The following is an 11,935-nucleotide window of genomic DNA, read 5'->3' as shown; positions in this document are numbered from 1 at the left end:
CGTTTTTCCTTTTCCGGCTGAAAAAGCTGCCTGATTCGTGACATTACTGCGGTGGCCATCGTAAAGTGTGCAATTTCATCCATATGCGTACCGTCTATACCGCTCACTTGAACCTTGACGCCCGCGTCAAGGAACGCACAGCCGAGGCGTTCCGCCGCCTTCTCATACAGTGGAGCCAATTGACAGGATTTTTCACTGCAGATACTGCCCGGTTCTTCTCCGGAGGTTTCGTCAAAGCACTTCGGCGTCATCGGCGGCGGTGAGATCAAAAGCACCTTCGGCGTGGCCGCCCACACCGGAGTGCTGATTGCCATCCGTACCAATGTCTCCATTCCTGATGCAATATTTTTAGCAGACGCACCAAACCGCATTTTGCAGTCGTTCGTGCCCAGCATAAGCAGCAGCATATCCAGCGGAGCATGGGACCACAGACAAGGATAAAAATAATCGCTTCCCTTTCTTCCCGGCAAAATCGGGTCTTCAAAGACCGTAGTACGGCCGGGAAGCCCCTCTTCAATTATCAGACACTCCGGCTTTAACCATGCGCTCAACAGTCCTGTCCATCGCACATCGGGCCCGTAGCGCCTTCCATTGCCGCCGGGGATATAGCCATATGTGTTGGAATCGCCAAAGCATAAAATTCGTTTAACCATTCTTTTTTCTCCGTTTGATGCCGCCGTTCGCGTGCCGCTTCTTTTCGCCGGATGTTCCCCATCTCAAAATAAAAACCATCATCATGAAGAATGCCGATGCGCAAAAAAAAGGAAGTGCGTGTCCCACAGTATAAGAAAAACCGCTCACCATGGAACCGGCAACCTGCCCAATAGAGCGAAAGGCGTTAAACAATCCCATCAATTCCCCTACAGGTAAATTTGCTTTGTTTGTTGTGAGCAGCGCCTGGTGAAGCGGGAGATTTAAAGAGTTTATCAATAGAAAACACACACTGAAGGGAAAAAACAGAATTGCACGATCTGTACTGCATGCACTCAACAAGCTCGCCGCCATACACAGCACCCCTACCAGGAGCAATGGGCCTCTTATCGTTCCCCGCCGAACCAATCGTCTTATAACGCCAGCCCCGACCAATGCATTTAAAATGCCCACCCCACATTTCAGCACGCCGTTGAACAGCGGCGAGAATGAAAAGAAGGCGCTGATACTGTAATTGAATGCGCTTTCGAACATCCAGCCTCCGCATGCGGCAATCAGGATGCTCCAAAAAACAGCCGTCTGCCATGGCTCTATATGGCGCAGACGTACCAGAGACAGAAACGGATTGGCTTCCCTGACCGGCCAGCGCCCGCCGGTTTTCTTTTCAGGTTGCCTTGTTTCCGGCATAGCGAGCAACGCATAGAGCCCTGCCGTCAGGTAAAGCCCAATTTGACAGACAAATCCCAGCCGGATGCTCCTACGCACCGGGTACGGAGCACGGCGATAGCGTTTGCAAATGCCTTTGATCTCCATTGAAGTGTGGATTACCGCATCGAATTCAAGGTTCAATTCCTTCGTAAGGCCTTCAAAGTACGGTTAGCTCCAAGCGACATATTCCTCGCCTGCACGGCCTCCCAGTAACCCCAGACGATGCGCGGCATAAAGAGCATAAAAATGGACAACCAGGAATTGGAGCCATAGGGATAGAACTTCCAAATGGTCTTCCATACGCCCGCCGGAAAGCAGCGTCACGTCGCCTTTCCGGGCAAATGTGGCCACATGCTGGCCATAATGTCTACAGATATCATCCTTAATCGCAATCAGCTCCGGCACTGTATTTACGGTTTCTTCGATGACGTTGAGCGGTACCGGCCGCTTGCCCAGCGCCGTCATCAGCATGATTGGCAGTTCCTGAGCCACTGCTTTATAGTGTGCAAACAGCAAATCGTCATTGTTGTTCTGCGCCCAGTCAGCGGGCGCAGTGATTACTCTATCCACGCCGCATTTCCTGGCAAAACGGACAAACTCAACCCTATTTGTTTTGGCGTAGTTCTCTGAACTTTCTAGGCGTGACGTCAAAGCGCGCTTTAAATTTTCGGATAAAGCTGGGAACGTCCACGTAGCCAATCCGCAATATCCATATTTGTGGAGATTAGAATCTCCTCCACTTTTTTCAGCTGGATCGCGTTAAAATATTCCACTACGGGCTGTCTGTCTCTTTGCGAAACGGCCTGCGCAGACATTGAGATGTAATACCAAAATGTTCCGCCATCTTTTCTGCGCCGAAAGGGTAGTTCCCGATATTCTCGTAAAGATATTCTATGTATTTGTTGGAAAATTTGATTTTTTCTTCGTCAGATTTACTACAATGAATTCGGCGATGTGGCTCCCCAAAAGCATGAGTGTTTCGATGGGTTCGTTCAGTGTGGAGAATTCTGCAATCGAAAACAGGTCAAAACATCTGCTCTACTCCACAGCCTCGGTTATGTTCATTTTGCCCACGGTTTTGACAAAGAGGCTTACGATATCATAACAGATACATTTTGCCTGATGCAATGTAAAATTCCCTTCACGAATCAACTTTACAAAGTCTTCATGTGCTGCAAAATTAGCGCCGATTTCCCATTTCTTCATGCTCTGTTCCAACCGTGTGAGCTCCACATACGGGTATGCACTGTTTTTTTCGATGTGCGCGTCGATATCCGCAACGGAAATAATCGCCGGATCGCTTATGATGAACCGGTAGCGCATTGCCGTCCGGGCCTGCAGGAAGGAGCGGCCGATCTTATCGGCGTCCCGGATGCTGGCCCATAGGGAGACCAGCATGCGTCGGTCCACGGTGCGGCTCAGGTTTTCAGCAAAAATACCAATATGCTTTTTCATCCATTTGTCCTCCACAGCGGGGACACACAGCAGGGCCGTACGAATATCCTTCTTCGATTCCAGAATGAAAAACGCTCTGCATATCCGATGGCGACGCCTGCGACATCAGTTCCGAAAACTGCACCGGGCTAACTTCTCCAAACACCATGCTTTTTCCTGTATACACACAGCATACCAGAAAGTACGGATATTCAAAAAGCAGGCCGATGCCGCGGCATACATCATCAAATATCTCCTTACTCCTGAATATTCCCTGTATCGCATTGAGTGTAAAATACTCACGCAGAGCCAGAATGTTGTTTTGCAGACTTTGACGCATTTCACTGTTGGCACGGGATGTGCGTTCAAGCGCGGCCCGAATTGTTGTAAGTTCGTCTCCCTCCTCTCTCGGCAGATTCCGGCGCGGAACTGCGCAGCAGCTCCAGCAGCGATTCAACCGGCTGGTAACCTTTGTGCATGGTAAAAATAACAACTTCATTTCTGCAATCACAAAAAACGAACCGGTTTTGTGCCCTGTACAGCAGGCGCTCGACACCCAGATCTTCATCCAAACAGCATATCTGTCTGCATGGAAGCAAAAGATGACGACGCTTCCGCCGGATACAACGATTTTTACAAGGGAATTGTTGAAGCGGATGAAGAACAGAAATTGTTGAGACAGCCGGAGGAGTGAAAGGCTGTACAAAAAGGATCTCTGCAGATGTACCGTATTTTTACAGGCGCCGAAGCGGAAGCACGTTTCCGGTTCCATTGAAAGACCCGGCAAGACACAGGCAAAAGGAGTGCAGCACACAAACGCGGCGTATTTCTACAAACAGGCGGCGCCATAACAGAATGGAAACAGCGGTAAAAAACAGTAGACACAGTCTCTCGTGTCTACTGTTCTTTTATTATATGAGGCGAAAATGAGAATCGTCTTTCACCCTTCTTTCAAACGTCCATTACAAAAGCCCTGTCCAATTTTATGTTTGAACAAGGCTTTTGTTAATTTTTGCTGTTTATTATCCATTGACCATCTCAGCTTAACCGGAAGCCTGACTTTGCACATCCGTCAGTCTGAGACAGAGATTCCCCGAGCGGCTTTTTCCGCGTTCATGCTGTCCATGTCCTTTTCGATGTTCATCGCGCACAGAACAGCCAGCATCACAAAGGTCACCGCCGCCGGCACCCAGCCCAGCAGCGCATTGATCGTGGCGATGGTCGCGTCCGGCTGGGCCGGCAGCGCCTCGTTGAAGCCCGCCATGTGCAGAGAAAGCGTCAGAAGCTGCGTCGCGCCCGCTTGGGCCAGCTTTGCCGCCAGGTTATCGCCTGTTGAAACAAGGCTGTCGATGCGGCGTCCGCTCTGCCATTCGATCAGGTCCGCGATGTTGTTGCGATTGGTATTGAACATGACGAAGGTGATGGAAAGGCCGATGCCCACCGTCACCGCGTTCAGATAGATTGCCCCCACCGCAAAGGGGTCGATGACGAACCATACTTTGCCCAGGATCAGTACAGCGGCCGCAAAGATCATCGTCCGCTTGCGGCCGAGCAGCCGGTCCAGCGGGCCGGTCAGCACCGTCGTGATGATGGAGACCACCAGGTACACGGCCTGGATGATGGTGGCCGCGCCGGTGCTGCCCATCACATACGTCGCATAATAGGTGATGGAGCTCATGATGAGCACGTTGTTTACGCCATAGCAGATGATGTACAGCATATTGAGCACCCACGATTTGCAGCGGAACAGCATTTTGGCCGCGCTGCGGGCGCTTACGTGGTCCTCGTCGTCCGAGATCTGTACGACGCGCTCCTTTGTGGTGAAATAGTGTGTGAGGCTGCCGACGATGCAGACAGCGCCCATGACCATGGCGGTGAGCAGGAACCCGCGGGAGCTGCTGCCGTCGATGAGGTTGCCGCCGTTGTCCAGCGCGCCGAACAGCTTGAGCAGCGGCAGGCAGGCCACAGCGCCGATGCCCGAGCCGATGCAGCCGCCCAAATTGCGGTACACGTTGATGGAACGCCGGTCCGCGTCGCGGTTGGTCGCCAGGCCGCCCATGCTGTTGTAGGGGATGGCAACAAAGGTATTGAAGGATTCAAAAATAAAATAGATCACCAGCGCCAGAATGACGGCAGCGGTCTGCGAGGTTTTGAAATCGCAGAACAGCAGTACCACCGAAACCGCCCAAGGCACCGCGAACCACAGCGCGAAGGGCCGGCAGCGCTCGCCGTTTTTGAATTTGTGGTTCACGGACCAGAAGCCGATCAGCGGGTCGTTGACCGCGTCCCAGACGGTTCCGATGGTCAGGATCATGCCCGCGACGAGCACGTCGATCTTCAGTACATTGGTGAGGAAAAACAGATAATAAATGCTCTTGAACTGGTACACCACGTTGCTGGCGGTGGAAAAGGTCAAAAAGCCGAACTTTTCCCCAAATTTCAAAGGCGGGATCACATTTGTCCGAACATCCTGCTTCATACGGTGGGTTCCTCCTTTTCAAGGGCCTGCAAACGGTCGCGCAGCAGGCTTTTGAAGCGCTCCGGCTCGTCGGTCATCGGGTTGTGGCCCGACTGCTCGAACCAGATCAGCTCCTTTTTCGGTGCCTGGATCAAATCGAAATAATCCTGCACCAGCGCCGCAGGGGTGTTCTGGTCCAGCACGCCGTCAAAGACAAAATAAGGCACCTGGAATTTTGTACAGGTACTGGGAAAGTCCGTTGCTCCCACGGCGGGCCACATGGCTGTAAGCACATAGCGGTACCCTTTGGCCACGCCGATCAGGTCCGGAATGCTGTATTCGCCGGAGCACAGCATGGGGATCACCATGGAACGGAAATAGCTGCGTTTCTTTTTGCTTTGGGAATAGCCGCCGTATTTCATCATCACCCGGCGCTGGGCCATCATCCCGTCGAAGCCGCCCTTATAAACACCCATGACCGGGGGCCCCACCCGCTTTAAGACGGCGATGGATTTTTCGTCCCCGGCCTTTTGGGCCTCATCCAGCGCAAATTGATAGCTCAGTTCCTCGTTTTTCGCCCCGTTGACGACCTGCCCGAAGCCCACAAAGGCCGCAATGTGCTCCGGATAGCGGTACGCCAGCCATGTGCCCAGCTCCGAGCCCCAGCTGCCGCCCAGCAGGTACACCTTTTTCCTGCCGTATTCCCGACACAGCCAAAGCACAAGCTCGTGGGCATCGTCCACAAGGCGGTCGATCGTCAGCGTCTCCACGGCCGCCCCGCGATAAGAACCGCCGCTGCCCCGCTGGTCCCATGCGACAACAAGAAACTCCTTTTGCAGGTCTGCGTGCACCGTCATGACTGTGTGGCGGTTGCACACACCCGGGCCGCCATGCAAAAACAGCAGCACCGGCTTCGTTTCATCGCCTTTGACATGGATCTTCTGCGGCAGGCCGCCCAGCGTCACTTTGCATTTCCGGTCGATCACAACACTTCCTCCTCTTCATTTATGTTTCTTTTCTGCATCACCTTGTTACTGTATCAAAGTATAACATATTCCTGAAAGGCATACAATTGATATTTTGCACTGCCGCTGCAGCGCTTTTATGGAAGGTCTTCCCTTTTCACCCGATGCCATAGAGGGATTGACAAATCCCGCCCGGACGGATAAACTATAAAAAACAGTTAGTTAGTAAAAACTAACTTTTATTTTCAGCGTAGGTTAGTTTTTACTAACCTCCCAAAAGGAGTTTGTCCATGATGATCAACAAACGGCTGATCGGCACCGTGCCGGACAGCAAACCGTACATCGCCGGAAACGTGGCGCTTCAGTGGCTTTCCTTGCTGAGCAATGCAGGGATGATCTTCTCCTGCGCGTGGTTTCTGCAGCAGCTGCTGGAGGGCGCCGCCGCCCCCCGCACGCTTGCACTGCCGCTGGCCGCGGGGCTGGCAGCTGTCCTTGTGCGGGGCATATGCACCGCAGGTGCGGGCCGGATGAGCTTTCTGGCCGCGCGCTCGGTGAAGCGCACGCTGCGCCGCAGTATTTATGAAAAGCTTCTGCGCCTTGGCCCCGCATACAGCCAGAACGTGGCGACCTCCGAGGCCGTGCAGCTGGCTGCCGAGGGCGTGGAACAACTGGAAACCTATTTCGGCGCATACCTTCCACAGTTTTTTTACAGCATGCTTGCTCCGGCGACATTGTTCGCGCTGTTAGCGCCCGTCAGCCTGCGGGCCGCGCTGGCGCTTCTGGTGTGTGTGCCGCTCATCCCTGCCGCCATCGCGGCGGTGCAGACCTTTGCCAAAAAGCTGTTGGGCCGCTACTGGGGCCAGTATACGGCATTGGGAGACACTTTTCTGGAAAACCTGCAGGGGCTGACCACACTGAAGATCTATCAGGCCGACGGCTATAAGCAGGAGGAGATGAACCGGGAGGCGGAAAAATTCCGCAGGATCACCATGAAAGTGCTGACGATGCAGCTCAATTCCATCACCATCATGGATCTCGTGGCATACGGCGGGGCGGCGCTGGGCATGGTGCTGGCCGTTCTTGAATTCCGCGCGGGGCGCATTCCGTTCTGGGGCTGCTTCGCCGTCATTTTTCTGTCGGCAGATTTTTTCCTGCCCATGCGCCAGCTCGGCTCGTTTTTCCACATCGCGATGAACGGCATGGCTGCCAGCGATAAGATCTTTACCCTGCTGGACCTGCCCGAGGACGCCCCTGGCAGCGGTACGGCAGCGGGCGGCACGCTGGCCTGCAGGGACCTGCGTTTCTCCTACGAGGAAGGGCGCGAAGTGCTGCACGGCGTTTCCATGGACTTTCCCCAAGGCGCGTTCACGGCCATCGTGGGTGAAAGCGGATGCGGCAAAAGCACTGTGGCCTCCGTGCTGACAGGGCGCTGCCGGGGCTACACGGGCAGCGCGGCGCTGAGCGGCGGCGAGATTTCCGCTCTTTCCGCCGACAGCCTGCTGCGCACCGTGACCTATGTAGGCTTCAGCAGCTATCTGTTCCGAGGCACCGTGGCCGAAAATCTTCGCATGGCCCGGCCGGACGCAGACGACGCGTCTCTGTGGGACGTGCTGGAACGCGTGCGCCTGGCAGGTTTCCTGCGCGGTGAGCGAGGGCTGGACACCCCGCTGGACGCTCAGGGCGCGAACCTCTCCGGCGGGCAGCGCCAACGCCTTGCGCTTGCCCGGGCGCTGCTGCACGACAGCCCGGTCTATGTGTTCGACGAAGCTACATCCAACATTGACGTGGAGAGCGAAAACGACATCATGGCTGAGATCCGCGCGCTGGCCAGGCGCCGGACGGTCATCGTCATCACGCACCGCCTTGCCAACGTGACGGACGCGGACAGCATCTATGTGCTGGAGGCCGGCACGGTGGCGGGACACGGTCCACACGCCGCACTGCTGGCCCAGGGAGGCCTTTACAAAACGCTTTGGGACAGACAGCAGGAGCTGGAACACTTTGGGACAGAGGAGGTGAGCGCATGAAACAGCAGCGAAGCGGCTTTTCTGTGATGCGCCGCCTCATCGTGCTGGTGCGCCCTCTGGCTCCGTTTATGGCGCTGGCTGTCCTGCTGGGCGTGGCGGGCTTTGTGTGCGCCATATTTCTCACCATTCTGGGCGGCTGGGCCATACTGGAGGTTCTGGGGCTGGGCGCTCCCCTGGCGCTGGGAGGCCTGTTCGCCTGCGCGGCGGCTTTCGCCCTGCTGCGCGGCGTTCTGCGCTACGGCGAACAGGCCTGCAACCATTTCATCGCCTTCAAGCTGCTGGCACTCATCCGCGATAAGGTGTTCACTGCCCTGCGCCGCCTGTGCCCCGCCAAACTGGAGGGCCGGGACAAGGGGGATCTGATTGCCGTCATCACTGCGGATATCGAGCTTCTGGAGGTGTTTTACGCCCATACCATCTCTCCCGCGGCCATCGCGCTTGTGATGTCTGTCGGCATGAGTGTGTTCATCGGTGCTTACCATCCGCTGCTGGGTCTGCTGGCCGCGGCGGCATACCTGACGGTGGGTGCGGCGCTGCCGGTGCTCATCGCACGGCTGGGCGGCAATACGGGCGCACAGTTCCGTGCACAGGCCGGAGCGTTGAGCGGCTATGTACTGGACAGCCTGCGCGGTCTGCGCGAAGTGCTGCAATACCATCAGGGCGAAAACCGCCTGGCAGGGTTGGAGGAGCGCACAGAAGGCTTGCTGCACACCGAGGAACGCATGAAGGGGCGCGCGGCATGGAGCATGGCTCTGACGAACACCGTCATTCTGACGTTCAGCCTTGGAATGCTGGCCGCAGCCGCGGGGCTGTATTTTGCCGGCGCGGTGAGATTCGACGGCGTGCTCATCCCTCTGACCGCACTGATGAGCTCCTTTGGGCCTGTGGTAGCGCTGGCAAATCTGGGCAGTACGCTGCAAAATACGCTGGCCGCAGGCAACCGTGTGCTGGATATCCTGGATGAGGAACCGCTGGTGCATGAGATCGCCGGCGGGCAGACCACCGCCTTTTCCGGCGCAGCCTGTGAGGATGTGAGCTTCTCTTACGGTGAAGAGCCAGTCCTCTCCCGTGTGAGCCTGCGCATCCCGCAGGGCTGCGTGGTGGGCATTACGGGGCGCAGCGGCAGCGGCAAATCCACGCTGCTGCGCCTGCTGATGCGCTTCTGGGACGCGGCCGGCGGCGCGGTGCGCGTCTCCGGCCGGGACGTTCGGGAGGTGAACACCGGAGATCTGCGGCGTATGGAAGGCTTTGTGACGCAGGAAACGCACCTCTTCCGCGACAGCATCGCCAGCAACCTGCGCATTGCGAAGCGGGATGCGACGCAGGCCGAGCTGGAGGCTGCCTGCAAAAAGGCTTCGGTACACGAATTTATCCTGTCCCTGCCCAAGGGGTATGACACGCCTGTGGGGGAGCTGGGAGATACGCTCTCCGGCGGGGAGCGGCAGCGGCTGGGGCTTGCCCGGGCATTCCTGCACGACGCGCCGTTTCTGTTGCTGGACGAGCCCACCAGCAATCTGGATAGCCTGAACGAGGGCGTTATTCTCCGGTCGCTGCAAAGCGAACGCGGCGGCCGCACCGTTGTGCTGGTCTCACACCGGGCATCCACAATGGCCGTTGCCGACGAGGTATACGCCGCGCAGGAAGGGCGGTTGAGCTGATGGCCCGCCTGCAGAGCGTTGAGGCCAAGCGGCAGCGGGAAAAGCGTATGGTACAGGAAATGGTGGCGCTGTACTGCCGCAAAAAGCACGGAGGCCAAAAACGCCTGTGCCCCGAATGCGCCGCGTTGGCCGAATATGCGGGGCAGCGCAGCGACCGATGTCCGTTCATGGAGACAAAAACCTTCTGCTCCAACTGCCGCGTACACTGCTACCGTCCTGATATGAGGGAAAAGATTCGTGCTGTGATGCGTTGGGCCGGGCCCCACATGTTGCTGCACCATCCTGTTGCGGCAGCACGGCATGTGATTGAGACAAAACGCGAAAAGAAAAAATTGGAGGCTGCAGAATGAAGCTTTTTTACGTGATTCTTGGCTGTATCGGTCTGGGCCTGGGCGCGGTGGGCGCCGCCGTCCCGCTGCTGCCCGCGTTTCCTTTCCTGATGCTGGCGGCTTTTTGCTTTGCACGCAGCTCCCGGCGCCTGAACGATTGGTTCCTGAGTACCAGACTGTACAAGAATAATCTGGAAAGCTTTGTGCGCGGACGAGGCATGACCCGTGCAGCCAAGCTGCGCATCATGGGCGTTGTCACACTGACGATGGCCTTCGGCTTCGCCATGATGGGACGTGTGCCTGCGGGACGTGCCGTATTGGCGGTGGTGTGGGTATGTCATATTCTGTACTTTATCTTCGGCATCAGGACCATTGCTCCGGAGGAAACCGCCGTACCGCTGGACGCTGCCCGGACGAAAGAGGATGAGGCGGCCTGAAAAGCAAGGCCTTTGCCATTCCCCAAACGGAAAAGGGGCCGCCCCGTTCCCGCAGCGCGGAATGGGGCGGCCCTGTTTTGTTTTACAGCTTGCCCTTTATGACCCGCGTACAGGTGCAGCCGGGCGACGCATCACATGCTCGCCGTGGACATCCCTCTCTTCGGTGAAGACGAACCCAAACGCCTCATACAGGCGCGCAGCAGCGGTGTTGCCGTCCACTACGCTCAGATAAATATCCCGCGGGCCGTATTCCTCCGCCAAGCGGGCCAGCAGAGATGCCACGGCGGCTCTGCCGTAGCCTCGGCCCTGCCTGGCGGCGTCGATGAGCAGCCTGTCCAGCCACACGCGGCCCGCAGGCGGGTATTCCCAAAAATAACCGTACATGGCGAAACCGACCACCGCCGTGCCGTCGTAAATGGCCATGGGTCTCCAGTCCGCGCGCTGTGCGGCCTCGTCCAGGCATGCGGACACTGTCTCCACAAAGCCCTCCTGCCCCGTTCCTGCCCGCAGGCTCAGCACAGCCAGCCGGTTTTCCTGCGTCACGGGCTCCAATCGAAGCTGCATATTTCCTCCTTGCACACGCGTGCCTTTTTTCATTCCGGCGCACGGGTACCGCGCCGTTGTTTTGATTGTAGGAGGATTCGAAGGCTCTGTCAACTCCGGTCATTCATTTCGAAACCGCGATTTTGCGTGCATTCGTTTACAAGATAGAAACAACTGTATGCTATAAACAAAGCTGTAAACCGCTCTTTCCCGCTGTTTTTGAAAGGAGGCCGCCCCATGACACGCTCCCGACGCCTGTATTTCCTGTTGGGCCTTGCCGTGCTGCTTTTATGCGCGGCGGCGGCCGCACCCCGTGCGCGCGCGCTGTGGGCGCAGCTGCCTTCGGGCGAATGGATCGAAGCGGCGGACTGCGCCGCGCGCCGCGAAGCACCCGCTCCCGGCAGAGATGCACTGCACGTCAGGGCAGGCATGCGTCCCGCGCGCGGCTGTACGGGCACCGTCGTCGCCGAGCTGCGCCGTCCGCGTGCAGACGGCGGCTGGGAGGTCGAGGCATCCTTCCGGGGCGGCGTGCGGCTGGACGCCAGACTGCCGGGCACGCCCGCAGAGGGGTGCCGCCTGCGCGTGGTGTTCCGCGCATGGCGCGGCAGCGAGCTGATGGAAGAGCGTGTGCTCGAATCCGCCGTCTGACCGGCCGGGCCGGTCTTTGCTCCCGTCCCCTCCCAATGATGCCGAAGGGCGTTTCCTCCGCAGCGATGCTGCCGGGG

13 protein-coding genes are annotated in these 11,935 nt (G+C 57.2%); 5 read left to right on the top strand and 8 right to left on the bottom strand.

Annotated features, from left to right (window positions below; translation table 11 throughout):
* From TQ39_RS17135 to TQ39_RS17105, 7 genes are all read right to left on the bottom strand, one after another.
* Window positions 1-653: SGNH/GDSL hydrolase family protein (locus tag TQ39_RS17135; protein WP_069955774.1), on the bottom strand; the 653-nt coding region annotated here is incomplete at its 3' end.
* Window positions 646-1,500, bottom strand: a complete 855-nt coding sequence (locus tag TQ39_RS17130) for an MFS transporter (RefSeq protein WP_050006424.1) — start codon at window positions 1,498-1,500, stop codon at window positions 646-648. The genes TQ39_RS17130 and TQ39_RS17135, both read right to left, overlap by 8 nt.
* Before the next feature lie 27 nt (window positions 1,501-1,527).
* A complete protein-coding gene (locus TQ39_RS17125) occupies window positions 1,528-1,929 on the bottom strand; it encodes a hypothetical protein (RefSeq protein WP_009323398.1) in 402 nt (133 codons plus the stop codon).
* Window positions 1,930-2,397: 468 nt separating this feature from the next.
* On the bottom strand, window positions 2,398-2,814 hold the full coding sequence (locus tag TQ39_RS17120; protein WP_050006423.1) for a hypothetical protein: 417 nt from the start codon (window positions 2,812-2,814) through the stop codon (window positions 2,398-2,400).
* Between the two features lie 344 nt (window positions 2,815-3,158).
* A complete protein-coding gene (locus tag TQ39_RS21065; protein WP_155202609.1) occupies window positions 3,159-3,365 on the bottom strand; it encodes a hypothetical protein in 207 nt (68 codons plus the stop codon).
* Between the two features lie 500 nt (window positions 3,366-3,865).
* Window positions 3,866-5,272 (bottom strand): MFS transporter, encoded by a 1,407-nt coding sequence (locus TQ39_RS17110; RefSeq protein WP_050006421.1) that lies wholly within the window; start codon window positions 5,270-5,272, stop codon window positions 3,866-3,868.
* Window positions 5,269-6,237 carry an alpha/beta fold hydrolase gene (locus tag TQ39_RS17105; protein ID WP_050006420.1) on the bottom strand — a complete coding sequence of 323 codons (969 nt, stop codon included), beginning with the start codon at window positions 6,235-6,237 and terminating at the stop codon, window positions 5,269-5,271. Before TQ39_RS17105 ends, TQ39_RS17110 begins: the two co-directional genes overlap by 4 nt.
* A 272-nt stretch (window positions 6,238-6,509) precedes the next feature.
* Between TQ39_RS17105 and TQ39_RS17100 the strand changes: the two genes are divergently transcribed.
* The 4 genes from TQ39_RS17100 to TQ39_RS17085 are packed head-to-tail and all read left to right on the top strand — an operon-like array spanning window position 6,510 to window position 10,667.
* On the top strand, window positions 6,510-8,243 hold the full coding sequence (locus TQ39_RS17100) for an ABC transporter ATP-binding protein/permease (RefSeq protein WP_050006427.1): 1,734 nt from the start codon (window positions 6,510-6,512) through the stop codon (window positions 8,241-8,243).
* Window positions 8,240-9,901, top strand: coding sequence for an amino acid ABC transporter ATP-binding/permease protein (locus TQ39_RS17095; RefSeq protein ID WP_009323410.1), 1,662 nt, complete (start codon window positions 8,240-8,242; stop codon window positions 9,899-9,901). The genes TQ39_RS17100 and TQ39_RS17095 overlap by 4 nt, the downstream gene beginning before the upstream one ends.
* Complete coding sequence (locus TQ39_RS17090; protein WP_050006419.1) at window positions 9,901-10,251, top strand: nitrous oxide-stimulated promoter family protein; 351 nt, start codon at window positions 9,901-9,903, stop codon at window positions 10,249-10,251. The genes TQ39_RS17095 and TQ39_RS17090 overlap by 1 nt, the downstream gene beginning before the upstream one ends.
* Window positions 10,248-10,667, top strand: coding sequence for a YbaN family protein (locus tag TQ39_RS17085; RefSeq protein WP_009323413.1), 420 nt, complete (start codon window positions 10,248-10,250; stop codon window positions 10,665-10,667). The genes TQ39_RS17090 and TQ39_RS17085 overlap by 4 nt, the downstream gene beginning before the upstream one ends.
* 96 nt (window positions 10,668-10,763) lie before the next feature.
* Here TQ39_RS17085 and TQ39_RS17080 read toward each other — a convergent pair whose 3' ends face one another.
* The gene (locus TQ39_RS17080) at window positions 10,764-11,231 is read right to left on the bottom strand and encodes a GNAT family N-acetyltransferase (RefSeq protein ID WP_050006418.1); all 468 of its coding nucleotides are present in this window, start codon (window positions 11,229-11,231) and stop codon (window positions 10,764-10,766) included.
* A gap of 216 nt (window positions 11,232-11,447) precedes the next feature.
* On the opposite strand from TQ39_RS17080, the gene TQ39_RS17075 reads away from it, so the two are divergent.
* Window positions 11,448-11,858: a hypothetical protein gene (locus tag TQ39_RS17075; protein ID WP_009323417.1), complete on the top strand. Its 411-nt coding sequence runs from the start codon at window positions 11,448-11,450 to the stop codon at window positions 11,856-11,858.
* Window positions 11,859-11,935 lie beyond the last annotated feature (77 nt).

The sequence above is a fragment of the Ruthenibacterium lactatiformans genome, assembly GCF_000949455.1.
GTDB lineage: Bacteria > Bacillota > Clostridia > Oscillospirales > Ruminococcaceae > Ruthenibacterium > Ruthenibacterium lactatiformans.
The sequence above is the reverse complement of the archived record's forward strand: the minus strand, read 5'-3'. Positions and strand labels throughout refer to the sequence as shown.